The following is a 24,804-nucleotide window of genomic DNA, read 5'->3' as shown; positions in this document are numbered from 1 at the left end:
TTTTTGAATTCTCACTTTTTGGTAGCTACACTTTGGATGCCATGGAGGCAAACACATAAAAGGAAAAATTATGCAAATATCAGCCTTACCCAAATCCGCACGGCCAAGAGAAAAGTTAATAGAGCAAGGCCCTGAGGCATTATCAAATGCCGAGTTATTGGCTATCTTTTTACGCACTGGGATCAAAGGGTTAAATGCCATAGAGCTTGCCGAATCCCTGTTACAAGAACAGCAAACGTTACAGCGTTTATTCAATGCCTCATTAGAAGAGTTTTCAGCGTTAAAAGGCTTAGGCGTTGCCAAATACACTCAGTTACAGGCCGTTTTGGAGTTAAGCCGGCGTTATCTAAAAGAAGAGTGCTTAAGAGAAACGGTATTTCAAAACCCGACAGCGGTACGTGACTATTTGAGTGCTCAACTACGGGGGCTTGGGCATGAAGTGTTTATGGTGCTGTATCTAGACAACCAAAATCGCCTGATAAAAGATGAAGTGTTGTTTCACGGTACAATTAACGCGGCCTCGGTTTATCCAAGAGAAGTAGTAAAGGCGGCACTAAAATACCACTGTGCAGCCGTGATTTTTGCCCATAACCACCCATCGGGCGTAGCAGAGCCCAGCGAAGCGGATAAACTCATCACGAAAAAATTGCAGCAAGGCTTGGCACTGGTCGATATTAATGTACTTGACCATTTAATCGTCGCCGGAAGTCATTGTATTTCGTTTGCCGAACGAGGACTGATTTAAGCTGAGTTGCTGTTTTATCAGGTGGGTTTCGCTTTCTCAAGTTGTCCTTTTGAATTGAGCAAAATGGAATGGAGCTTGATCACTCAGCTTTTACTCGAAGTGTGAGGTAGCTGGTGGAGTGTTGCAGCCCAAATATACGTATAAGCACGAAAATTAAACAGTGAAAATTACGATGTAGAAAGGGCCAAAAAAGAAATTTGCTCGTTAAATCAGCATATTTGTATAAATTTTATAAATTAGTTCAATTTAAATGCAGTTTTTACTTTCCTAGTGGGCTTCGGATCATTATAATTGGCCGCTATCAAATTTACCCATGAGCTGATTTCAGTAGGATCAGATCCTTGATCTCTGCCTGTAGATACTGTATAAAGAGCGCCCTTTGATTTTACCTAGGGCACGCAGTTAAAAGGCCTTTAAGGGAAAATTAAGCTCGAGCGAAGTTATTGGAGATACATAGACATGTCTAAAGTCTGTCAAGTTACAGGTAAGCGCCCAGTGGTTGGTAACCACCGTTCGCACGCGCGCAACGCTACTAAGCGTCGCTTCCTACCTAACCTACAAACACACCGTTTTTGGGTTGAAAGCGAAAAGCGTTTCGTTTCTCTACGCACTACTACTAAAGGTATGCGTATTATCGATAAAAAAGGCATCGACGCGGTATTAGTAGATATCCGTGCTCGCGGCGAAAAAATTTAAGGAGCTTAAATCATGCGTGATAAGATCCGTTTAGTTTCAACTGCTGGTACTGGTTATTTCTACACTACCGACAAGAACAAGCGTAACATGCCTGAAAAAATGGAGATCAAAAAGTTCGACCCTAAGGTTCGTAAACACGTGATCTTCAAAGAAGCGAAAATCAAGTAATTCGTTTCAAGAATCAATAAAAACCCAGCCTCGGCTGGGTTTTTTGTGTTTGTACTTTAATTTTTTACGGCTAATTGCCAAAGCTCTCCACTTGGTTGCTTCAGCTCACTGAAAACCACATCGCCGTTTTGCAATATATCAAACTGCCCAATAAATCGTTGTGGCGGGGTGAAATACAACTTTTCTTGTTTAGTCTTCAGGTCAAATCGCCAAATACTTTTGTCTTTTTCATAGTAAAGCGCATTATCTCTGAGCCGCCAATTCAGCCAATTTCTCACCGGTACATCCGTCACAACTACAGACTCTTGCCCGTCTTCCAGTTGCCAAATTCCGGGCTGTGTAAACTTGGTAAAATACAACACATTATTAAGTTTGTAGCCGCTGTAGCCACCTTGTGTTGTAAGTTGCTGATGTTGGTTTGTTATTAGATTTAGAGACCATAACTGCCAACTACCAGAGCGTTCACTGCTGTAAATGATTTCATGGTCATCTTGGCTGTAATTGGCAACGTAAGGCTTAAGCTCAGTACCTATAAGTTGCATTATTTTTTGACTGTTGATAGCAAACTGGTAAATGGCGTCTTGATATTCAAAAAGTATTTTAGAAGCGTCATTGTTGAGTTGATAACGTTGAAAGTTAAAAATGTGAGGCAAGTGAACTTGAGTGTGTTGTTGTGTTTCAGTGTTGATAGACCATAAAGCGGAATGCGCGCCGTGATCCGAAATATACCAAACTTGCGGCATTTGATTTGCGCGAGGTAAGCGATTCAATGCCTGATTATCAACAAGTGGTGAAAAGGTTTGCTCCGATACGTCGAAAAGGTGAATTAGGCTAGTTAACTTATATTGATTAAAGAGCAGGGTCTCATTGTTATCTTGTAATACTAGGCTTTCGATTGGTGCTGTGAGCTTGTGAAGCAGTTTTACTTTGCTCGATTTTATATCAGCGCGATAAATGCTACTGCCTGCGCTAAAGTAAATAGATTGACCGCTAGCAGACCAAGTCAGTGCAGTGAGATTATAAGGTAACTTAACGGTGCTCTTGACTGACATGCTTGGGTAATCGTACACCGTCAGTTCGTGCTTATCTTCTCCAAGATAGCGTGCGGCGGCGAGTTGGTCTTTAGTTGTGGATAAGCTAAATAGATGGTCGCCCCTGAGGTTTCCTGAGATTGGAGGAAGCGTTAACTGGATATGCTGCTTTGTATTCGAGTCGAAACGGTAAAGGCCGTATCCACTATGTATATTTGTGCGTTTTCGATAAATGATTTCGTGCGGATTTGCGCCCCATATTAGTTTAATGTTTTCGATAGGCTGGCAAGAGAATAGCGTAGTGTGCTGTGCCTGCGTGATATCAAACTGTTTTACGGTACAGCCATTATCATCGTCAATATAGGCGATGTGTGTGGCGTCTGAGCTTAAGGCTTGTGCGCTGATGTTGCCTGAAAACAGCTTTCTATGTTGCTCGCTGTGATTGAGCCATAACTCCGATTGCTGAGTGTCGGTAGGATGCAGGTAGCTAAAGCTTTTATATTGAGGCGCGCTACTTAACTGTAGCTCGATACCGCTCTGGCTCGTTAATTTTTGTGGTAGGAGTGGTTCGTTATTTTGCGCTGGCTGCATGAACTGATAGGCAATAAACGCACATACGCTGGTAATAAGTAGAGAAACACCCAAAAGTGGCGCGATCCGGGAGCTGGTCTTATTTATTGTAGCTGGAGTATGACTTGTGGCCGCGGGAATAAGTCGATATCCAAGGGTAGGGATAGTCTCTATATACTCAGTTTTACCATCTAATTTATTCATATACTGGCGCAATGTCGACACGGCTTTATTGATTGCACTCTCTGTGACTACGCGACCTTGCCACACTTCTGCAATGAGTTTATCGCGCGAAACAACATTACCATTTGCTGCAATTAAGGTTTGTAGCAATAAGTATGGCTTAGGCTCAAGTCTGATGGAGTCTGTGCTACTCGTCAGCGTTCGATTAACAGTATCAAACCGAATGGCTGCAATCTCATAGCGCATTTATTATCCCTTTGATTATATTGTTTATATTTATTGGTAAGGAATTCCTCACAACGATTTCATGTGAATTCGTCGCGCCCTTTTTCAAAGTATTTAGAGTACATGAAAACAATAAAATAGGAATGGCCAACATGACAAGTCGAATGTTTTTAAAACAGGCGTTAGGTTTAACATTAGCAGCTTTAGTCGCGGGTTGTGGCAGCAGTAGCGACAGCAAAAAGGCGTCAAGCAATGACGATGGAGTGTTAAAGCCCGTAAATGGTCTGGAGGTTCATCAACTCAATGAGCGTTACTATTATATGAAGCCGATTGAAAAGCCACATAAAGCGTACAAGCTGATGTTAGCCTTTCATGGTTCTGGAGGCACTGCTTACGGTATGGCAGGTTTAACCAAGCTACATGAACAAAGCGATGATTATATTGTTGTTTATCCCAAATCAAAAAACGAAGAGTGGAATGAAGGCTGTGGTTGTAACAAGGCACATCGTTTAGGTGTAGATGACTTAGGCTTTGTTGATCAGATGATTGCAGAAATAAAAGCCAAATATGATGTCATTGACGGTGAAATTTATGCGACCGGCTTTTCTCAAGGCGGGTTATTTGTACAAAACTTATTATGTAACCGCTCGGAGACGTTTAATGCGATAGTAACGGTTGCAGCACCTATGTCCTACCAATTAGGTGATAGCTGTAACTTTTCGACACCTACAAACTACCGAATTATGCACGGTAAAGCAGACTCAGTATTGCCCTATAATGGCAAAAGTCACGCAAATTTTGGGCTACTCTCGTCACCTCAAGCGATTAAAATTATTGCTAATCTAAACTATGAGGCTGCTTTATCTGTTGATGAAGAAATAGCGGAAGGCGTGACGTTAACTCACTATCCTAATCGCAATATTCAAACGCAGCTCATTAGTGTAGACGGGGCTCGTCATAGTTGGAATTTACCACCTGTTCAAACCACCGAATCGATAATGGCATTTTTTGAGTCGACAAGCCGTTATGTGCTGCCCCAAGGCTCTGATCTTATCGCAGTAAACAACGATTATTACCATGTTCGGCAATTAAAGCAGCATGCAGATAAGCCAACCGTGGTCATGCTCTCGGGTGCGAATATGCATTTTCATAGTGATAGTGCTTGGTTCGCGTTACTACAGCCTTACTTGGCAGACAGTTTCAATGTTTACGTCATTGATAGGCTAGGGCAGGGATTAAGTAGTGTTGATGACACACCTTCCATGAATAAATTTGCACACGACCTCCCTGTACTATTTGAAAAGCTCAATCTCAGTGATGTGCATTTGTTGAGTTACGCAAATAGTAATTCAGTGCCGCTAATTGCGATGCAAAAATCACAGGAGTTTAAGCAAAAGATAGCAAGCATGTTGTGGTTAGACCCAGATATTTTACTGCCACATTCTATTGCTCAGTATCAAGGTTACCCAGTTGATGTTTATCGTCAATACGGACAAGACTTGATTGATCATGTTGCTGCTGGTAATTGGCAAGAAAAGATGGATAGCAAAATAGCTGAAGAGCAGGCGCATATTGAAACACTGCTTGAAGGAAGCGAGTTTGCAGACTACATGGATTGGCAATATTTCAATCACATAATGCAAACCCGCCACGGTGTTGCAGCTCAACTTACTCGAGTACACGAAATGATGAACTACCATGATGACTTGGAGTTAGTAAGAAACTGGCAGCCAGACAGCAGCATTCCTATTTCAGTGATAGATAGTGAGTTTGAAAAACTAGATATCGCCAATGCAGACTCTGAAGAAGCGAAAGCCAATCTAATAAAATGGGAGGCTGAGGGGAGAAAATGGTCACAAGAAGTTGCTGAAACCAGTGGTGGGCAGTATTTACCAATATCATCAACTGAGCACCTGATCCCATTTACCCATCCTGAGTTTATTAAGCAGGCATTGATTGAGCTTGCGAGCAAGTAATGGTTTTTAAACCCCGCTCATATTCCTACTAGTTGACGGTGAACGTTACTTCTTCCAAGCCTAAACCAATGGTTCTAAGCTTGGAAGAAACAAGGGAGAGATTAATCTCTAGGGTCTAATAAAAAGCGATCAAATAAACCAGAGTTGGTATTTAACAGCTTTTTAATTTTGTTCAAAACAGGCAGAGTGAAGTAGGCCACTTTAACTTCTGTTCGAATTAATACTTAATTGAATTTATAAAATCACCGAACCACTCAGTAAAATACTCGTTAAACATATCCATGTCTTCTCTGAATTGCGCTATAGAATCTGTAATAACAGCTCTTTTGGATAGGCGGTTTTGTGCGGCAGGTTTTAGTCTCTGAGTTCGCTTTATCACTTGGAGAACGACTGGTTTCCAGAGTTCTAAGGCCTCTTTTCGAGAAACTTCATCTTTAAATGCTATTGTATAAGAATCAGGGATAGCTTTGCCTATTATCATTTCCATGATACTCGAAATTGCGTGGATCACTAAAAAGTAAACTCCTGGTAGAGCTAGAAATTCATGCTTAGCTTGATCCACGTCCTTCAACGTACCATGTCGAAACTGTCTTGCATACTCTGCTTTAATCTCATTTATAGCGTCATTTAGAGAGTAAATAAAAACTATATGTCCAGCAGTTACTGTTGCGGGAAATGCTTGATTGTATAGATCGTCGTTTTCCCAAATTTGCTTTTTCTCATGATAACTACTATTCGCATGATAATGATAGGCAATCAAAGTCTGGGCTACTTTCTCAGGGTCTAGGGAAATGCGTTTTTCTGCAGGTGTTAAATGAGTACGAAGTCCTCCCATGTAGTGCGAGTCAGTAAGATCCTTGAACTCATTTCTCAGACGCTTTTGAACTGTATCCCCAGAGCGAAAATCTGAAGCTAAAACTTTATTTTGAGAGTTATTAGCTCTGATGATCCGGTCTATTTTTACTTGATCTGCAACTTTGATAAATCTAATGTGCACTTTCACATTAGGATCAATATCCTGTGATAGGTTTGACAAGCATCCAGTCGTTTGTGCTCCATTAACAATGGATATTCCTGTGATACTTAGTAGGTTACCAAGATACCTTTCTCCCTCTATTGGATAAGAAATATCTAGATCATGCACAAGAGCTGTTAATCCATTGTTACAAACAAAAAAGTCGTTCGGGTTATCTATCGCACTTTCTTGAATTTGGCCGTTTATATACTGGTCTTTTTTATTACTGCCCATATAGTTGCGAACGTTTGCGCTGAACAGTCTTCCTTCTGTATGTGTAGTGTATAACTTTTTTAGAAAACTACCAGGTAAGCTAGTGCAGAATGATACCCAACCATTGGTTCCATACTCAATGAAACCGGGATTACGGTCCATAATAATTTTTTCTGTGATTAAAATAGCATCAAGTTGATCTTTATACATTCTATCAAGAGTATCTAATCCGACTTCTTTGGCGCTCAGTGAGATATTATGCTCAGGGTATTTATGACGAAGCGAGTTTACTGCGCTTTGCCCAATTCCTTTCATTATGCGAGCATTTTCCTCAGATTCTGGGCAGTTATTCAAAAACCAAATATGAACAGATTTGATATTGCCACTCTTTAGTCCTAATCTTGCAACTTCAACCTGATTTTTTATCCGATTTGGAATATTTTCTATGTCCATATCAAAGAGTGCCGTACAGGCATAACTACTATCACGAGCTTTGTTTGGTCTTGCACCTTGATTTCGTAAATTTGGTGATTGGAATGACTGTACGGCGTATATTGATCCGTTATCTTCATCGACAAAGAGAATATCAATATTTTCATCGTCACCACCTTCAGTAATAATATCAGGGGCTATTGAGCAAATATCATTGTGTTGAACTTGCAGTTCCAGTGCATAAAGAGCTGCATTCAAGTTACCGAAAGCACTTAAATCAGTTCGCTGTTGAAGAGATTGCCAAAATGCGCTGTCTGCAAGCGTCTTATATTGAGTTTTATTCAGTGACATTGCTTTGTATTCCTGTAGAAATTTCACCTAGTGTATATGGTCATATTTTTTATTGTCCATCACTGTATATTAAAAAGTGTATTGTCATTACGCCAGTGCCAAAGAAAATTCGTAGTATTGACTCAAGGACGCAGAGATATAGTAGTGATCCGACTTGGTTTTCTGCTAAAAAATACATATTTGTACTCCCCATTTCTCGGTTTCTTACCTAATATCCCTGTGCTATTAGACGGTCATCTGTCTTACTTTGTGCATTCACTATCTTTCAAATAGTATTGCTCTATCGAAAGCACTAAAATACTTATTTACCCTACTAGGTGAGTTTTAGTTAAGGTGTTGGCTATAAATAAAAAACGCGAGCTTGTCTGCCGCTCGCGTTTTATTTTTAAAACCTAATGAATTAAATCAGTCTATTACCTCATAGTAACAAACTCCTCGGAGCCGGTTGGGTGTATCGCGACTACCGAGTCAAAGTCTGCTTTGGTTGCGCCCATCTTCATTGCAACGGCGAAACCTTGGATCATCTCATCTACGGCAAAGCCGATGCCGTGTAGGCCTACTACGGTTTCTTCCGGGCCTGCGCATACAAGTTTCATGCGACACGGTTGGCGGTGCTGAGTGACCGCGGTGTACATTGCAGCAAAGGTAGAGGTATAGACCTTGATGTTGTCTTTACCGTACTTTTCTTCCGCTTCTGGCTCTGTTAGACCAATGGTGCCAATCGGTGGGTGGCTAAAGACGACGGTAGGGACTAGATCGTAATCCATTTTTGCGTTTGGCAATTCCGGATTGAATAGGCGCTCGGCTAGCATTCTACCTGCTTTTACGGCTACCGGAGTTAGCTCTATACCACCATCCATAATATCACCGAGCGCGTAGATACCTTTGGCTGAGGTGTTTTGCCATTCGTCGACTTTAATATGGCCGCTAGGCGTGGTTTCTACATCTGTCGCAGCGAGGTTGATAAGATCTGTCATTGGTTCACGACCAATTGCCCAGATCAGTTTGTCTACGGTGTAAGACTCACCATTCTCAAGATGTAAGGTGACTGAGCCATCCTCTTCTTTGGTCACTGACTGTGGTACTGCGTGAGTGTGCAGCGTTGGACCTTCTTTTTCCATTACCTCAGTTAAGGTTTCAACCAAGATAGGATCAAAGTTACGAAGAGGGGCGTGCTTACGAACAAATAGATGGGTTTCTGTGCCCAAGCTGTGCAATACGCCCGCAAGCTCTACCGCGATATAACCCGCGCCCACAACCGCGACGCGGCGAGGTTGCTCTTTAAGCTCAAAGAAACCGTTTGAATCGATACCGTGCTCAGCGCCTGGAATATTAGGGATCGTTGGGCGGCCACCCACGGTAATATTGATATGATCGGCAGTGTAGTGCTCACCATTGACTTCAATGGTGTTGTTATCAACAAACTTAGCAAAGCCATTGATCACGGTGACGCCATTTTTCGCTAGGTAGCCGTTGTAACCTTGGTGAATACGGCCAATGTAGGCTTCGCGGCTTTCTACCAGCTTACCCCAATCGAAGTTCTTTAGTTCAACATCAAAACCATAATCTGGTGCGTATAGTTTAATGGCTTCAGCAACTTGAGCGCCGTGCCACATCGCTTTTTTTGGAACGCAGCCCACGTTTACACAAGTACCGCCTAAGTGCTTTGCTTCTATTAATGCCACCTTGGCACCTCGCATCGCCGCTCGGTTCGCAGATGCGATCCCGCCGCTACCACCACCGATTGCGATATAGTCAAAATGTTGAGCCATAAAAATTCCTCGCCAATTATTTGTTTTGCTTAAACCCTACTACTTTAAATAGCATAAGTGCACAACCGAAGACCGATATTAAGCAAAAATCTGTTCAGATACTTGTAAATGCGGTCATTCACCCTTATTTCAACCTCAATATTAGATTAGAAAATAAAGAGCGTGCCCATGAGTAACCCATTAATCGGGCTAGAAGGATTGCCTCCTTTTTCGAAAATTAAGCCTGAACATATTGTTGAAGCATTAAAATCTGCCATTGCACACTGTCGTGAAACTATCGACACTGTTTTAGCACAACCAAGCTATACGTGGGACAGTTTTGTACTGCCTTTAGAAGAGTCAGACGATAAATTGAATCGTATGTGGTCACCAGTCTCACATATGCACTCAGTAGTAAATTCAGAAGCGTTACGTAAAGCTTATGATGAGTGTCTACCATTAATTTCTGAATATTCTACTTATGTTGGTCAGCACCAAGGGTTGTATGAAGCCTATAAAGCGGTAAAAGAATCGGTTGAATTTGGTAACTTAACGATTGCTCAACAGACCTCTGTAGATAATGCCCTACGTGATTTCCAATTGTCGGGCATTGCACTTGAGCCAGTTAAGCAAAAGCGTTATGGCGAAATAGTGGCACGGCTGTCGGAGCTGGCATCAAAGTTTGGCAACAATGTAATGGATGCCACTCAGGCATGGCAAAAGCATATTACTGACGAGTCAGAATTAGCAGGGCTACCAGAGTCGGCTTTAGCGCTTGCCGCTCATACTGCCGAAGCCAAAGGATTAGAAGGCTGGGTATTTACGCTAGATTTCCCTTCATATCTTCCTGTGATGACTTACGCAGATAACCAAATGCTCCGTGAAGAGGCTTATCGTGCGTTTGTAACCCGTGCTTCTGATCAAGGGCCTAATGCTGGAGAGTTTGATAACTCAGCGATTATGCATGAAGCACTTACACTTAGACACGAACTGGCTCAGTTGCTTGGCTTTTCTAGTTTTGCAGAAAAATCATTGGCAACCAAAATGGCTGAGACGCCAGAGCAAGTGTTTAAGTTTTTAAACGACCTTGCCGCTAAGTCAAAACCACAAGCCGAGCAAGAAGTGGCTGAACTACGAGACTTTGCGAATAAAGAACACGGTGTAAGTGAGCTAAAACCTTGGGATTACGCATATTATGGCGAAAAGTTAAAACAAGCTAAGTATGCGATTTCTGATGAAGCGCTACGCCCGTACTTCCCTGAGCATAAGGTACTTGCCGGTTTATTTGAAACCGTAAATCGTCTGTTTGGGATCCGTGTGAGTGAAGTCAAAGACGTTGATACTTATCATCCAGATGTACGCTTTTTTGCTATTCATGATGATAAAGGTGAGTTGCGTGGTCATTTCTATCTCGACCTATATGCTCGTGAACATAAGCGTGGTGGTGCCTGGATGGATGACTGCATGGGCCGAAAAGTACGCGCAAATGGTGAGTTGCAGACTCCTGTCGCTTATTTAGTGTGTAACTTTAATAAAGCTGTTGGCAATAAACCTGCGCTATTTACCCATAATGAAGTAACCACTTTATTCCATGAGTTTGGTCACGGTATTCATCACATGCTAACGCAAGTAGATGCCGCGCCGGTTGCTGGTATTAATGGTGTGGCATGGGATGCGGTTGAGCTGCCAAGTCAGTTTTTAGAGAACTGGTGCTATGAAGAAGAAGCGCTGAACTTCATTTCAGGACACTATGAAACGGGTGAACCGTTACCAAAAGAAATGTTAGACAAGTTACTGGCGGCAAAGAACTTCCAATCAGCCATGCAAATGCTCCGTCAGTTGGAGTTTTCGTTGTTTGATTTTCATATTCACGCAGACTTTGAGCCAAACACGGATTGCCAAATTCAAGCAACGCTTAATGCGGTACGTGAGCGTACTGCGGTTGTTAAAGCGCCTGAGTTTAACCGCTTCCAGCATAGCTTTAGCCACATTTTTGCTGGTGGCTATAGCGCGGGTTACTACTCTTATAAGTGGGCAGAAGTGTTGTCTGCGGATGCGTTTTCTAAGTTTGAAGAAGAAGGGATATTCAACCCACAAACCGGGCGTGAATTTATGTATCACATTCTTGAAAAGGGTGGATCGGAAGCGCCAATGGTGCTGTTTACCCGCTTCCGTGGTCGAGAGCCAAAAGTGGATGCGTTACTACGCCACAGCGGGATCGCCGCCTAGTTATATTTCCACTCTAAGCGCCTTCTTCTGAAGGCGTTTTTTTTGTCTTAGAAAGTGTGACTTTTTGTTAGCAAATTCAATATCTCTGACTATTCTATAAAGATATGAATTAATAGGGAAAGCCACATGACGAAACTGGTTCTTGCCATTGATGATGACAAACTCGTCCATCACATTGTTGATGAGGCGCTATCGCGGACATGCAAAATATTACATGCGAAAAATGGTGAGGAAGGCTTGCGGTTGGCTAAAAAATATCGTCCGGATATTATCTTGCTTGATGTCGAGATGCCAGGGCTGTCGGGCTTTGAGGTATGTGAGCAACTCAAAAAACTAGAGGACACTACAGAGATCCCTGTTATGTTTTTGTCTTCTCGTGCCGATATTTCAGAGCGAATGCGGGGCTATAACGCTGGTGCCGCAGACTATATAGTCAAACCTTTTAACGCTGAAGAGTTGTTAGCGCGTATTAATGTCCTTGATGACTATCGAAAAATCTCGTCGCAGCTAAAACAAGATGTACAGCGCGCTCAAACCACAGCTGAAATAGCCATGACTGACTCTGGTGATATGGGCCGTATAATGCGCTATGTTGGGCAGTCGTATCACGCGCATGATCTCAATACGTTGAGCGCTCATTTTTTAGAGTTTTTTATGCCGATGGAGCTCGATGTCGCGGTGGCTTTTTGGTATCACCAAGACGCGATGTTTTACTCCAGCGAGGGAGCGATCCAACCGATAGAGCAAGAGCTATTTGAGAAACACAAAGATGGCAGTCGCTTTGTTGATTTTGGTCGCAGAACCATAATTAACTATCCTAAAGTTTCCTTGCTGATTAAGAACATGCCAGTGGACGATGTTGCCGTTTATGGTCGTTATAAAGATTTATTTCCGCACATACTGGAAGCCACTGATGCCAAAATCCGAGACATGGAAGTCAGTGAAGATGCACTTAAGAAAGTGGAGCATATAGGGCAAGTATTTGCTGAGTTAAGCGATCATTTAAGCGGCGTTGGCGATCATTACAGTGGCAAAGTTGCTGAGTTTCAGACGGTGCTGGAAAGCGACAAGCTTGCAGTCTTAGAACCAAGTGAAAGAGAACGGTTGCAAGAACTCTATGAGCATTTCACTTATTTAAGCGATGAGCTAACCATAATTAAATATAAGTTAGGAGAAGTGACTGAGGTACGCCAGCAGCTTATAGAGAGTTTAAACAAAATAGCGAAACCTTGGGGTGAGGATGAAGTGGCGTCGCAGGCTGATATTGAACTGTTTTAAGCCACTGGATAATCAAAGACACTAGAAAGGGAAAGGGGTATACTGCCACGGTTGGTAACCCTTGGGAGCTTAGCTTGTATATTCACACCCCTTTTGAAGAAAACAGATCCTACCTAAATACGCTAACTAAGCTGTTTAATTTATCCGCGCTTAATATTAACGAGGCGGAGTTTCAATTGGTTTATGATGAGCTAGGCTTACAATTATTCAAAAAAGATGAACCAAAGCTCGGCGCTATCCGTGTTGATTTTGTGACTGGCGCAGTTGCTCATCGACGCAAATTTGGTGGTGGTAAAGGGCAAGCAATTGCAAAAGCGGTGGGCTTAAATAAAGGTGCTGTGCCTACGGTCTTGGATGCGACAGCAGGACTTGGACGCGATGCCTTTGTACTTGCTTCTATGGGTTGCAAAGTCGTGCTACACGAGCGTAACCCGGTAGTCGCAGCGTTGTTATACGATGGCTTGCAACGTGCCTATCAAGATGCTGAAATTGGCGAATGGGTACAGTCAACTATGCGATTGGAGTTTGGCTCCAGCCATGACTTGCTAGAGCAAGCAGGTTGGCGTCCAGATGTAGTGTATCTTGATCCTATGTTCCCGCATCGTGAAAAATCGGCGCAAGTGAAAAAAGAAATGCGTGTATTCCAAGATTTAGTTGGCAATGACTTGGATGCGGATGCACTTTTGCCTTTTTCTTTGCAGTTAGCCACAAAAAGAGTGGTGGTAAAACGTCCAGACTACGCTGGCTTCTTAAATGAAAAAACGCCAAGTATGCAAATAAAAACCAAGAAAAACCGCTTTGACGTTTATGTTAATTCTGCAATGAAATAGCACACCACTACCTGATTTAATTTTGTGCAGCAGATATCTAGATGGATATACGCAAAAAGTATGGTTTTGTACTATTGCTCAGGAAAGGTAACCAGATTTAATCAAGTTGTCATAAATCCTTAATACTCTTGCGGAGCATTTTGATAAAGGGGTTGTGATTCTATGCGCGTGTCTACTTTTACTCGGTTATTGGCAATATTATTGACGACAGCGAGTATTCTACTTGGGGTGAGTCTGTTTTGGGCGAGCCAAGTATTAACTGAACTTGATGCGCAAGACGCCGCTTACAATCAAGTTAAAAATGCGGTGATCATCGAGCTTGAGGGTACAGTAGAAGATTACTTGAGTGCGGGCGATAGCCAGTATTTAAATAAGGCCGATGAACAAATCAAAGCATTACAGCAAAGTGTAGAGCAGTTGCCACCTGCACTTGCTGAGCAACTTAAAACTAAACTCATACAACTACAACAAGATATTGCAGGCAAATACCGTGCACTCGGCAAGCTTTCTGGTAACGAACTTGCGTTGTTGGATAATGCGCTTAGGCAAATGTCAGGTTCAGCATCGAGCCTCGTTAAGTATGCAATTAAAGCACAAGATAGTGCCGCCAAAGAATCCTACTTTAATCTTGCTTCAGACTACTTTAGCGAAGTCTCGAATTTGAGCTTATATACCTACCAATTAGTCATGGCTTACGAACAGCAGACCGAACAGAGTTTGATGTCGAGCTTAAGCCGGTTGCAGGATATTGCCGCGCGAATAGACCGACTCGAAAACTTAGGGGTAATGAGTGAGGTAGACGAAGACGAGCTATTTTTAGGTGCCGAAGCCGAAGATTTAGCGCTAGAAATAAAAGCGGAGCTTGTGAGCTGGCCTAAACGTTATGCCCGCGACTTAGAAAATACCTTACAGCAGTCGAAACAACGCCAAGCTGGCATGCTAGCACTGCGAGGTGATATTAAAGCAATCTCAGAGAATATCCTACAAGCAGAAACCAACTTAAAAACAGAGCAGGCTGACGTAAAAACCAATGTGTTTATGCTGTTTGGTGTGGCCATTGGGTTACTCGTACTCCTTGCGGGTGGTGTGTATTTTGTACAGTTCAATCAAGTGTTAACTCCGCTAAGACAACTACGCGATGGCTTTGCTCAGCTAATCGAAAGCAATGAGTTACGCAATATTGAAAGTAAAAACCAAGACACTGAAATTGGCGAAATTGCGAGTTACTTTAATCAGTTAATTGATAGGCAGCGAGCAGAAGCGGACGAACGCTCAGAAATGCTGAGTGTGATCAATACCTTTATGGAAGAGATGAACACTAACTTGGCGCAGATCTCTGCACAAGCTGGAGACACGTTTGAGCAGGTGGAGCAAAACCAAGCACAGCTTGACTCGCTTAGAGCGCTTGGGGCGGATGCCAATCAAATCAACGCGCAAGTTGCCGACAATGCCAATAACACCTTTGAAGCAATGACACAAAGTGTGTCCTATGCGGATGCTATGTTGAGCGCTTCATCTACCACGCAAAAGCGGGTAGAGCAGGGATTAGAGAGCTTAAATGAATTACTTAATGGTGTTTCAGATGTGAGTAAAGTGATTGATATGATCAGCTCCATCGCAGAACAAACGAACCTACTCGCGCTCAATGCGGCGATTGAGTCGGCGCGCGCAGGTGAACATGGCCGCGGGTTTGCGGTCGTTGCGGACGAAGTACGAAAGCTTGCACAGCAAACACAAGCCTCACTGACTGATATCCACCAGCAATTAAATGTTTTGAGTGATAATTCAAACAAAGTATCGACACAAATCTCGGCTTTGGCAGATGAGGCACAGCAGCAAACTGGTCATGCACAAGAGTTGAAACGCAATTCAGAAGGTGTGGCAGAGAGCGCACAGAGCGCCAACCAAGTTGCCGCCCATGCAATGGATCTTGCCAATCAACAATCGGATCTCTTAGATACCTTTGGCCACGCTATGGATAGTATGAAAGGTCAGGTTAATAGCTCACATGAGCAAGTGCAACAAATCCAGCAAAGCCTTAAAGAGAAAATGCGGGAGATTAGAGGTACCTTAGGCCTGCGATAATCAGGATTGTGCCGTAGGTCGAGATTTATCTCGACAGCATAAGCCGAAACGTAGGAGCCGCTTCACGCGGCGAGCAGTTAAAATCTCGCGAGGTAAACTCGCTCCTACCAGCGAGTTTTGTAGGTCGAGATTTATCTCGACAGCATAAGCCGAAACGTAGGAGCCGCTTCACGCGGCGAGCAGTTAAAAGATCGCGAGGTAAACTCGTTCCCACCAGCGAGTTTTGTAGGTCGAGATTTATCTCGACTGCTGCAAGCTGAAACGTCGGAGCCGTTTCACGCGGCGAGCAGTTAAAAGATCGCGAGGTAAACTCGTTCCTACCAGCGAGTGTCGTAGGTCGAGATTTATTTCGACAGCATAAGCCAAAACGTAGGAGCCGCTTCACGCGGCGAGCGGTTAAAAGATCGCGAGGTAAACTCGTTCCTACCAGCGAGTGTCGTAGGTCGAGATTTATCTCGATAGCATAAGCCAAAACGTAGCTGCCGCTTCACGCGGCGAGCAGTTACAAGATCGCGAGGTAAACTCGTTCCCACAAACTAAACTCGAAATAATTAAAAAAGGCCGCAAATGCGGCCTCTCGTTGGGGAAAGAAGACTCAATCAGAGCCTACTAAATTTTGCTTATGGCTTGTACTGCGCGTCTAACGTTAGGCCAGAGAACGTACGGTAAGCATTAACACTTAGGTGCCATGTACCCGCTTGCGGATTAGTGATTACACAAGTCTCGGTATTACCATTTTCATATGGACGACAGTCATAGCTGCTTGCTGTAGGTTGAGAGCCAAACTTAACGAATAAGTCAGCGTCACCTGAGCCACCAAATGTTTTTACGGTGAAGTCGCTCATTCCCTCTGGCACTTCGATTGTGTAGTGAACCCACTGACCGCTTGACGCTGAAACATCTTCAATTGTACCGCCACCTGCTTGTGGACCACCTGTGCTAGAGCCTGAAGTTGCAGCAACTAAGCTTACGCCTGAATAAGCTTTGTAACCGTTAATCATTACATGGTATGTACCAGCTTGAGGTGCGTCAAAGCTACAAACTTCGGCATTACCGCCTTCATAAGGACGACAATCATAGCTGCTTGAAGTTGGTTGACTGCCAAGCTTTACATAAAGGTCAGCATCACCAGTACCACCGCTCATCGTGAAGGTAACATTGGTTTTACCTGCAGGTACATCAAAAGTGAAAAACTGATCACTACCAGCTGCACCACTTAAGCCTGTTTTCGCTACACCATCTTCAAGTGTATTACCTGTAGGTGGAGTGACAACATCGCCTAAAGCTTCATTTACCGCAGCGGCTGCATCAACAACACCTGTACCACAGTTTGAACAGCTACCAGCGAAGCTACGTGTAGTGTTTTTCAAGATAGTTTCTACTTCGTCAGGCGTAGCAGATGGTTTTGCTTGCTTGATTAGCGCTGCAACACCCGCAACGTGAGGTGCCGCCATAGACGTACCTTGTGAGTAGTGGTAGCTATCATTTGAAGGAGCACCAGAGCCTGAGTTATGGGTAGATAGGATACCTTCAGGATCATTCGCAAAACTTTGTGCGCCACCCGGAGCGGCAACGTCGATGTTTGCACCATAGTTTGAGTAATAAGCTCGGCTACCATCACGACCTACAGATGCTACGTTTACTACGCCATTACAGTTACCTGGGTTGTAGTTTGCTGAGTTATCGTTGTCGTTACCTGCCGCAATAACAATGACTGTACCGTTGTTACGTGCTTGGTTGATTGCATTTTGTGTAGTTGCGCTACATGCACCGCCACCACCTAAACTCATGTTGATAACATCAGCTGGGTTAGCATTTGCAGGCACACCAGATACCGAGCCGCCAGATGCCCATATGATGCCGTCAGCGATGTCAGAAGTTAAGCCACCGCATTTACCAAGAACACGTACAGGCACTACTTTAGCGTCGTAAGCAACACCAGCTACACCTTCGCCATTATTTGTTACTGCAGCAACCGTTCCCGCTACGTGCGTACCATGCCAGCTTGAGTCTTGATCTGCGCGTGGCACAGGTTGACCTGAAGAGTCAGTTCCACACTCACCGCGAGTGACCGCATCACCAGGGTCACGAGCATCGTTGTCACGTGCGCCACCATCGTTAGCAACAAAGGTATTAGAGATCATGTCATAGCCAGGCAGAATGTTGGCATCTAAGTCTAAATGTGGGCGATAACCTGTATCTAGTACCGCAACTACCACACCTTGACCTGTCGCTTTATCCCACGCAGCTGGGGCATTAATACCAGCAGCAGCTTCGTAGTAATGCCATTGATCGTTATAACGCGGATCGTTAGGCGTTGCGAATGGCTTTAACATTTGGTCAATTTCGATGTATTCAACATTACCAGAAGCCATCACTTCGTTCATGAACGCCTGTGCTTCTTTTGCTGAAAGCTTTTTGTCAGCACGCATAACGTGGTGATTGCTAAGTGCCATTGGGCGTACGTACTTAGCGCGAGCACTCGCTTTGCTGCTCTTAAAGCCTTGTACAAAGCTTTCTGCACGCTGTTGCATTTTAGCAGGAGCAAGATCTGCAGCTGAAAGGCTGATCATTTGTGAACTAGCATCTTTGTACTTGATGATGAACTGTGTACCAAGCGTGCTTTGTGATGATAGTTTTTGTGCTGTTGCTGCAAGCGCTGCATCTTGGCCGATTGATTGTGCTGGTGCGGCTGTAACTGCTGTTGCAGTGAATAATGCGCTCACTGCGACGCTTAGTGCAGCGCGCTTAAAGTTTTTATTGATTGTCATAATGTTTCCCTAGTTTCTAACTTGTTGTTCAGCTGTTAATAAAAAGCTGATGGTCAGTGAAAGTAAACTCCTAGTTAAAAAAAAGAAAGCGCTGTTTTGTTATTTGCACTAATTTTTTAGTTATATGTGGACGGATAAATGGCTATAAAAAATTCTTACTGTATTGTTTTTAATCGATATTTTTCATTTTTGTGAGAGATCGAATAAATTTCAGTTACATTGTAAATGACTGTAAACAAAATAGTGTTTTTAACTTTGTGAAGCATTTGTAGCCAGTAGAGTGGGAGTTTGGTTAGTGCTAAAGGTTGGTTTTATTTTATTATTCTAATCTTATTTTCTTGTTTTTTAAGGTTTGAGAAATGATAGCGCTGACATAATGTTTACAAGTGTTTGAAAGGTATGCGAGTTGCTTCTTCTATTCGTCGCTGTGATTAGATAAAGAATCTAGGTATAATTTTCGCTTGGTCGCGATTTTGCCGTTTAAAGCTAAACTGTTGGCAAAACGGTAAGTGTAGAAATCTTAGATAAAAAGTTGAGTGAGTTTATGCAACAAATAGAGGTAGTCGTTATCGGCGCAGGTGCTGCAGGGTTGATGTGTGCTGCACAGGCTGGATACCGAGGGCGACAAGTTGCAGTGGTTGATATGGGGAAAAAGCCTGGCCGTAAAATTTTGATCAGTGGTGGTGGCCGCTGTAACTTTACCAACGAAAATGCTTCACCTGCTAACTATCTATGTAAAAATCCACACTTTGTAAAGTCGTGTTTGAGCCGCTATACCCAACATGATTTTATTGAACTGGTAGACCGCCACGGTCTTGCATACCACCACAAAACACTTGGGCAGTTGTTTTGTGACAATAGCGCGCAAGACATTGTAGATATTCTTCTTACCGAATGTGACTGGGCGGGCGTGTCACTTCACTTACGTCAAGAAGTATTAGCGGTTGAGCATCAAAGCGATGGCCGCTACTTAGTCAAAACCACAACTCAAAACTTCAACTGCGAGTCAGTGGTGATCGCCGCTGGTGGCCTAACCATGCCAAAACTTGGCGCCACGCCAATCGGCTACAAAATAGCGGAGCAATTCGGTTTAACGGTGTTACCAACCACGGCAGCGCTTGTACCATTTACACTTCATGATCACGACAAAGCACGCTTTGATGGTTTGTCTGGTATTAGCGTAGATAGCCTAGTGACCAGCGAAAGCGGTATCCAATTTAGAGAGAATATTCTCTTTACTCACAGAGGCTTATCTGGCCCTGCAATTTTGCAGATCAGCTCATTTTGGAAAGCAGGCGAGTTTGTTAGCATCAATTTATTACCTGACTTAGATGTGCAAGCACAACTCCATGACTGGCGTAGTGAGCAAGGGCAAAAGAGCCTGAAGAACTTGCTTTCTACCATCTTACCAAAGCGCTTTATTGAAGCCTTAATCAGCGACGGCAGCATCCCAGATAAAAACGCCAACCAACTCAGCCACACAGAGATTGAAAAACTGACAGAAACCCTCACTAGCTGGAAAATAAAACCAAATGGCACAGAGGGTTATCGCACCGCAGAGGTTACGTTAGGTGGTGTAGATACCGACGAATTAAGCTCAAAAACTTTCGAAGCTAAAAAACAAAAAGGCCTGTACTTTATCGGCGAAGTAACCGATGTCACCGGATGGCTTGGGGGCTATAACTTCCAATATGCATGGAGCTCCGGCTGGGCATGCGGACAGGCTTGTTAGCTGTCAGGAAAGAAATGTAGCGAATACATTTTGAAGTAAACGAATAGATTTAAAGTTCAAAAAATGAATAGGGACGTTCATTGTCACAGAAAGCCTGTCAGTAAAAGCCAAAATCAGCTTAGAATTTTAATTGGATAAGTTTGCCACTTATTGTGTTCTCAGCTCTTACTATAAGTGTTAACGCATTAAACACTAAACATAAGTGACTTAAGTAGCTTTTAAATCTATCTGAAGGATTGCCGCCCCGTAAATGAAATGTGCAATCGATGCAAAAAAGAATAAGATTAGCTGGAGAATCCCTATCCCTTGACTAGGCGTTACTAACATTAAAACATAGACAACAATATTTATGGCTAAACCAAGGCAAATCAATAGGGTAATGTTAAAAGTGATACCCGGTAACTTTTTATTTTTATCGGTGCTTGCCAAGGAAGTTGTTAATTTAACAATAAGTTGTCCATAAATAATACTTGATGCAATTGACCAGTCTGAGAGAAGTAATAGGCTATTTGGTTGCCCTTGGGCTAACTTAACTACAACTAAAATGATAAAGGGCAGGATGACGAAAAGATAAGAGGCTATTAACGTAAGTTTTGTACCTTGCATCTTATTGTTACTCATTTTCATCCTCTAAGTTCAGCAACTCTTGTAATTCGTCACTTCTTACAGGTCTTTCAACATGCAGAACTCTATGGTTGTGGAAAGTGAAATGCTTTGCACCTTTTGATTTTCTGGCTTCGTATGAGACAAGTGCGATTATTGCGTCACCGGGATCAATATGTGGCAGCTCTCTATTTTGAAACTTTTTTAACCAAGTATCATCATCAATAACAGCGGAAAAAGATTTATTCCTCTCAATACTTTTGAAGTCCCACATTGCATCGCCTAAAAAAACAGGCTTTTTTATGAGCAGGGTTTCTGTAACCTTTGCCGTTTCATTGACCTCAATGAAAAGAGAGCTCGGTTCTTTATCGAATCGCAATTTAGTATTCAAGACGATAACATTATTCTTATCACTACTAAGGTCTACTGTTTCGCCTTCAACTAATAACTCGGAAGCATTTACTAGTTTTTTGATACCTTCTGCTAGTCGGAGCCGATTTATGTTCAATTCGTTTGGAAACTCAATTTGAATCGACTCTTGAACTTTACTTTCAATCTTATCAGCTAAAGACTCTATATCTTCTTCGTCATTTATCTCGTTCATATCTACCATAGAGTTTGCAATGGTAGTTGGTATTTGAGCCAGAGCTTTACCAAAGGATTTGATACTAGATGCGCAGTTCAATACACCTTTAATTGACCCCTTTTCTACGGAAGACAGTTGATATGCATAGTCTGCTTCAGGATCAATAGTGTGACCCACAACATGAATTAATTCTTCAAAGGCATTGACATAGTCAGCCATTGCTAAGAAAACCCTATTAGCGCTTCCTGTCGCTGGTTTGTAATCTAATCTGATCTCAAAAGTTCCATTTTCGTTCATATCTTTCTCAACTATACGGCTTTACTAGGGGGCTTCAGAATATGACCATACAATATACTGGGAATAATTTGAAGATCACTGTATAAGTATCCTATATAAAATAGACATTTAATTATAAGTAGATAATATTTAGTATTGAATCTTTTGTTATTCTACGCCAACCGTGTCTGAGGAAACATAGCCAATAAGATGATTACTCAAAAAAAATTAGAAAGTCTGGTTAATGTTGACAAAATTAACATCTCATTTAGTTCATTTGATAAAAATGGAGCTGTAGAAGAAGCTTGGTTAAATTGTAATGACAAAACAAGTGAAATTTACAAACAGTTTTCCTCTCAATTTTTCGGAGACAGACTAAGTCTCACGCTCGGACCCATCGTGAAATCCCATAACAAAGAGTATTTCTCGAAGCGGAACCAGTTTAGAGCATGGGAAGGTTGTTTTGATTTGAGAGAGTCTGATAACAAGTTAACATTATATCCGGGAGAAGTTGTATCGGTATCCACTCAGGAAAGAATCAAACTAAGTAGCGACATAGCGGCCACAACAATCCCTCGACTGAGTAACGCTGACAGTGGCCTGTTATATGTTCCTTCATATATTGATCCGTATTGGGATGGGATACTACAAGCTGTAATAATTAATGTTACTGATAATATTCAAGAGTTAGAGTTGGGTGAGAAAATTGCTATATGTCGATTTTATGAAACAGATGGCGATATTAGTGATAATGACAAAGATAGATTTCCGGGTAAATCACATCATTTGGGCAACAATTGGAAAAAGATCATATCTGAAAGCTCAAACCCATTTCCAACTAAAAAACAGCCAGTAGGGAGAAGCACTGCCTTTTCAAAATTACTGCTTAAAATTAAGTCGAAATGGAAAAGTATTCTTGGGTTTAGCGTAGGTGGTAGTTCTTTTCTGTATCTAATTTTTTATTTGGGATCTCTTCATGAAAAACTGAATAAATTAGAGCTTTCACAAGAAAAATTAGTTGCCTTTCAAGAGGTGGTCAAAAAACAAGCTGAAAAAGTGGGTGAACTTTCTGAAGTAACAGCAATATCAGGTGTTGAAACGCTAACACTTAAGAAAGGTGATGATTTCTCGACAAAGCTTTTTTCAATTAAAAGACCCTTTTCAAAAATATCTAGCATTTGGACTAAATACGATTCATCAAAAAAGCTTAAGGTTATTGGGAAATTTACAAAGGATCCTATGAACGATGATGTTACGAAAGTTTTATTAGAAGTTCATTCGGATAAACCGTTTCTAAAAACAGAGCAGATAGATATTACATGGATGCTAGTTAACTAATGCAAACCTTATATTTTGCTACATCAAGTGATGTAAAGCTCAAACAATATAAAGCGATCTTTAAGTCTTTAAATTTTGATATCGCACAGGGAACTGTTATCGACAATACATTGATTGAACCTCAGTACGACCCTGAAAGTCCCGAAGGTATATCAAGTCTTGTAGCACACCCATTGAGGCTTGCAGCTAGGTTTATCAGTAAAAAAAAGCAAGTGCCCTACATGATTGAGGACACTATGCTGATTATCGATGAATTTAGTAAGAAGTTTGAATTAGACATTGGTTTACCGGGAGCAGATACCAAGAACTGGTGGCTAAACCTTGGGGCTGAGGGGATTATTGAGCTTTTAAAAAATAGAACTAATCGTAAAGCAAAATTTGTTTGTCAAATAGGAGCTTATATTGGCGGCAGCAAATATGTTTTTGCTAGTGGCTACACAGAAGGGCTAATTTCTCAAAAGCCTGCGATCTCTGAAATTGCTGAGCTGGAATTCCCATATTCAAACCCTTATTTCTTCCATCAAATATTTATCCCAAACGGAATGACAAAAACAATGGGGGAGTTGGGGGCCAAAGAGTTCTCTGAGGTAGACTATAGAAGAAAATGTGCTCGAAATTTTGTAACAGAACTAGCTAAAGTTGATTATGAAAATATAAACAATTCTGAACAATTTGATTTATTTGAAGGGTAATACAAGATGTTACTTACTATTTCTGGACCTTCGACTATCGGCAAAGATTCAACATGGCTAAATGTTGCTAAAAGGCTCGGTATGGAGCAAGTCGTACCTTATACGACAAGAGAAAAAAGAGATAATGAGACGGATGGGATTAGCCATAGGTTTATCTCTGTTTCTGAATTCCAACAAAAAATCAAAAATAATGAGCTGTTGGAGTGGGATTACATTCTAGGAAATTATTATGGGACAGATCTGAAATATAGATCTTTGATAGAAAGTGGTAGTCCATTAGTGGTGGATATTCTCGCAAGAATGGCGATACGTTTAAAAAATAAAGTTTCTAATGTAAAAACTGTCTTATTGTTAACTTCGGACAGTCATACCCTCCAAGAACGTCTCATCAAGAGAGGATACGAAGGGGTGGAACTAATACAAAGAACGAGTCATGGGTTTGAGGAGGAAGCTCACTCTGCGTTGTTTGATATGGTAATTCCTGATGCAGATATCGTTACTGAAACACAAGCCCTCAAAGTAATTTCTCAGCTAATCTACTCTAGCGAATAGAAAGATCGTGTTGAACCGAGACAAACCAACGTTTAGAGGCGATTAGTAAGAAGTCACTGGGTTTGAATCGAACCCAAATTCGGAAGCTGACTACTTTATTCTCTACAACCATGACAAGTCGCTTATTGAAAAAATTCTTCCGAAGCCTCTTAAGCCCAAAACGTATTGTAAAGATTGGAAAAAAGAAGATGCTCGCTTGTTTGATGCTATTTCAAAGATTGAAAATATCGAACCATTATTTTTATCCGCTATTGGAAGGTTAGTGAATGACCATAACTATATTCTCAGATCAATTCAAAAACTACCTAAAACTCGCCAATTATTAATCAATTTAGGAAAAATCATTGATAAATAAAGCCCTATTAATCAATAACTTTCGAGTCTCTATTTTAATTATAAATTTGTTTTATTTTTAACCGTTGATTTACTGGGCTAATTGGTATCATTTGTATCTCTTTGGATTCTGAGCAGCTAAG

Annotated in this window: 18 protein-coding genes; 12 read left to right on the top strand and 6 right to left on the bottom strand. The window is 42.0% G+C overall.

The features are described 5' to 3' along the window. The first annotated feature begins 70 nt into the window (after positions 1-70). From radC to rpmG, 3 genes are all read left to right on the top strand, one after another. Complete coding sequence (radC, locus tag ABMY45_RS07060) at positions 71-745, top strand: DNA repair protein RadC (RefSeq protein WP_010605891.1); 675 nt, start codon at positions 71-73, stop codon at positions 743-745. Between the two features lie 459 nt (positions 746-1,204). Then, positions 1,205-1,441: a 50S ribosomal protein L28 gene (gene rpmB / locus ABMY45_RS07055; protein WP_010605890.1), complete on the top strand. Its 237-nt coding sequence runs from the start codon at positions 1,205-1,207 to the stop codon at positions 1,439-1,441. A gap of 12 nt (positions 1,442-1,453) precedes the next feature. After that, positions 1,454-1,609, top strand: a complete 156-nt coding sequence (gene rpmG, locus ABMY45_RS07050; RefSeq protein WP_010364212.1) for a 50S ribosomal protein L33 — start codon at positions 1,454-1,456, stop codon at positions 1,607-1,609. A 56-nt stretch (positions 1,610-1,665) separates the two neighbouring features. On the opposite strand, the gene ABMY45_RS07045 is transcribed toward rpmG, so the two are convergent. After that, a complete protein-coding gene (locus tag ABMY45_RS07045) occupies positions 1,666-3,639 on the bottom strand; it encodes a winged helix-turn-helix domain-containing protein (RefSeq protein ID WP_349288648.1) in 1,974 nt (657 codons plus the stop codon). A gap of 131 nt (positions 3,640-3,770) precedes the next feature. Between ABMY45_RS07045 and ABMY45_RS07040 the strand changes: the two genes are divergently transcribed. Then, positions 3,771-5,594, top strand: a complete 1,824-nt coding sequence (locus ABMY45_RS07040) for an alpha/beta hydrolase (protein ID WP_349288647.1) — start codon at positions 3,771-3,773, stop codon at positions 5,592-5,594. A gap of 217 nt (positions 5,595-5,811) precedes the next feature. Here ABMY45_RS07040 and ABMY45_RS07035 read toward each other — a convergent pair whose 3' ends face one another. Then, positions 5,812-7,605, bottom strand: a complete 1,794-nt coding sequence (locus tag ABMY45_RS07035; protein WP_349288646.1) for an AIPR family protein — start codon at positions 7,603-7,605, stop codon at positions 5,812-5,814. A gap of 413 nt (positions 7,606-8,018) precedes the next feature. Beyond that, complete coding sequence (gorA, locus tag ABMY45_RS07030; protein ID WP_095729736.1) at positions 8,019-9,377, bottom strand: glutathione-disulfide reductase; 1,359 nt, start codon at positions 9,375-9,377, stop codon at positions 8,019-8,021. Positions 9,378-9,545: 168 nt separating this feature from the next. Here gorA and prlC point away from each other — a divergent pair, with 168 nt between their 5' ends. The 4 genes from prlC to ABMY45_RS07010 all read left to right on the top strand — a co-directional run bounded on the left by prlC (position 9,546) and on the right by ABMY45_RS07010 (position 15,778). Further along, a complete protein-coding gene (gene prlC / locus ABMY45_RS07025) occupies positions 9,546-11,585 on the top strand; it encodes an oligopeptidase A (protein ID WP_349288645.1) in 2,040 nt (679 codons plus the stop codon). A 126-nt stretch (positions 11,586-11,711) separates the two neighbouring features. After that, complete coding sequence (locus ABMY45_RS07020) at positions 11,712-12,863, top strand: response regulator (protein WP_349288644.1); 1,152 nt, start codon at positions 11,712-11,714, stop codon at positions 12,861-12,863. 131 nt (positions 12,864-12,994) lie between these two features. Continuing rightward, positions 12,995-13,693 (top strand): class I SAM-dependent methyltransferase, encoded by a 699-nt coding sequence (locus tag ABMY45_RS07015; RefSeq protein WP_349288691.1) that lies wholly within the window; start codon positions 12,995-12,997, stop codon positions 13,691-13,693. Positions 13,694-13,855: 162 nt separating this feature from the next. Further along, entirely contained in the window at positions 13,856-15,778 is a 1,923-nt protein-coding gene (locus ABMY45_RS07010; RefSeq protein ID WP_206471795.1) for a methyl-accepting chemotaxis protein, read from the top strand. 620 nt (positions 15,779-16,398) lie between these two features. Here the strand turns inward: ABMY45_RS07010 and ABMY45_RS07005 are convergent. Continuing rightward, positions 16,399-18,549 (bottom strand): S8 family peptidase, encoded by a 2,151-nt coding sequence (locus ABMY45_RS07005; protein ID WP_349288643.1) that lies wholly within the window; start codon positions 18,547-18,549, stop codon positions 16,399-16,401. Positions 18,550-19,093: 544 nt separating this feature from the next. Between ABMY45_RS07005 and ABMY45_RS07000 the strand changes: the two genes are divergently transcribed. Further along, entirely contained in the window at positions 19,094-20,281 is a 1,188-nt protein-coding gene (locus ABMY45_RS07000) for an NAD(P)/FAD-dependent oxidoreductase (RefSeq protein ID WP_349288642.1), read from the top strand. Positions 20,282-20,488: 207 nt separating this feature from the next. Here ABMY45_RS07000 and ABMY45_RS06995 read toward each other — a convergent pair whose 3' ends face one another. Beyond that, on the bottom strand, positions 20,489-20,902 hold the full coding sequence (locus ABMY45_RS06995; protein WP_349288641.1) for a hypothetical protein: 414 nt from the start codon (positions 20,900-20,902) through the stop codon (positions 20,489-20,491). Next, entirely contained in the window at positions 20,895-21,767 is an 873-nt protein-coding gene (locus ABMY45_RS06990) for a hypothetical protein (protein WP_349288640.1), read from the bottom strand. The genes ABMY45_RS06995 and ABMY45_RS06990 overlap by 8 nt, the downstream gene beginning before the upstream one ends. Before the next feature lie 189 nt (positions 21,768-21,956). Here ABMY45_RS06990 and ABMY45_RS06985 point away from each other — a divergent pair, with 189 nt between their 5' ends. The 3 genes from ABMY45_RS06985 to ABMY45_RS06975 are packed head-to-tail and all read left to right on the top strand — an operon-like array spanning position 21,957 to position 24,328. Continuing rightward, entirely contained in the window at positions 21,957-23,084 is a 1,128-nt protein-coding gene (locus ABMY45_RS06985; RefSeq protein ID WP_349288639.1) for a hypothetical protein, read from the top strand. Further along, on the top strand, positions 23,084-23,776 hold the full coding sequence (locus ABMY45_RS06980) for a non-canonical purine NTP pyrophosphatase (protein ID WP_349288638.1): 693 nt from the start codon (positions 23,084-23,086) through the stop codon (positions 23,774-23,776). Before ABMY45_RS06985 ends, ABMY45_RS06980 begins: the two co-directional genes overlap by 1 nt. Before the next feature lie 6 nt (positions 23,777-23,782). Further along, the gene (locus ABMY45_RS06975) at positions 23,783-24,328 is read left to right on the top strand and encodes a hypothetical protein (protein ID WP_349288637.1); all 546 of its coding nucleotides are present in this window, start codon (positions 23,783-23,785) and stop codon (positions 24,326-24,328) included. Positions 24,329-24,804: the final 476 nt, after the last annotated feature.

Source organism: Pseudoalteromonas sp. XMcav11-Q (genome assembly GCF_040104525.1).
Classification (GTDB): domain Bacteria; phylum Pseudomonadota; class Gammaproteobacteria; order Enterobacterales; family Alteromonadaceae; genus Pseudoalteromonas.
Note: the sequence above shows the minus strand (reverse complement) of the source record. Positions and strands in the feature narration are given on the sequence as shown.

Excerpts from the sequence above, each read along its gene's own strand:
- ABMY45_RS06985 (WP_349288639.1), top strand. The coding sequence starts at position 21,957 with ATGATTACTCAAAAAAAATTAGAAAGTCTGGTTAATGTTGACAAAATT.
- ABMY45_RS07005 (WP_349288643.1), bottom strand. The coding sequence starts at position 18,549 with ATGACAATCAATAAAAACTTTAAGCGCGCTGCACTAAGCGTCGCAGTG.
- ABMY45_RS07020 (WP_349288644.1), top strand. The coding sequence starts at position 11,712 with ATGACGAAACTGGTTCTTGCCATTGATGATGACAAACTCGTCCATCAC.
- ABMY45_RS06990 (WP_349288640.1), bottom strand. The coding sequence starts at position 21,767 with ATGAACGAAAATGGAACTTTTGAGATCAGATTAGATTACAAACCAGCG.
- rpmB (WP_010605890.1), top strand. The coding sequence starts at position 1,205 with ATGTCTAAAGTCTGTCAAGTTACAGGTAAGCGCCCAGTGGTTGGTAAC.
- ABMY45_RS06975 (WP_349288637.1), top strand. The coding sequence starts at position 23,783 with ATGTTACTTACTATTTCTGGACCTTCGACTATCGGCAAAGATTCAACA.
- prlC (WP_349288645.1), top strand. The coding sequence starts at position 9,546 with ATGAGTAACCCATTAATCGGGCTAGAAGGATTGCCTCCTTTTTCGAAA.
- ABMY45_RS06980 (WP_349288638.1), top strand. The coding sequence starts at position 23,084 with ATGCAAACCTTATATTTTGCTACATCAAGTGATGTAAAGCTCAAACAA.
- ABMY45_RS07010 (WP_206471795.1), top strand. The coding sequence starts at position 13,856 with ATGCGCGTGTCTACTTTTACTCGGTTATTGGCAATATTATTGACGACA.
- ABMY45_RS07040 (WP_349288647.1), top strand. The coding sequence starts at position 3,771 with ATGACAAGTCGAATGTTTTTAAAACAGGCGTTAGGTTTAACATTAGCA.
- ABMY45_RS07035 (WP_349288646.1), bottom strand. The coding sequence starts at position 7,605 with ATGTCACTGAATAAAACTCAATATAAGACGCTTGCAGACAGCGCATTT.
- ABMY45_RS07000 (WP_349288642.1), top strand. The coding sequence starts at position 19,094 with ATGCAACAAATAGAGGTAGTCGTTATCGGCGCAGGTGCTGCAGGGTTG.
- gorA (WP_095729736.1), bottom strand. The coding sequence starts at position 9,377 with ATGGCTCAACATTTTGACTATATCGCAATCGGTGGTGGTAGCGGCGGG.
- ABMY45_RS06995 (WP_349288641.1), bottom strand. The coding sequence starts at position 20,902 with ATGAGTAACAATAAGATGCAAGGTACAAAACTTACGTTAATAGCCTCT.
- ABMY45_RS07045 (WP_349288648.1), bottom strand. The coding sequence starts at position 3,639 with ATGCGCTATGAGATTGCAGCCATTCGGTTTGATACTGTTAATCGAACG.
- radC (WP_010605891.1), top strand. The coding sequence starts at position 71 with ATGCAAATATCAGCCTTACCCAAATCCGCACGGCCAAGAGAAAAGTTA.
- rpmG (WP_010364212.1), top strand. The coding sequence starts at position 1,454 with ATGCGTGATAAGATCCGTTTAGTTTCAACTGCTGGTACTGGTTATTTC.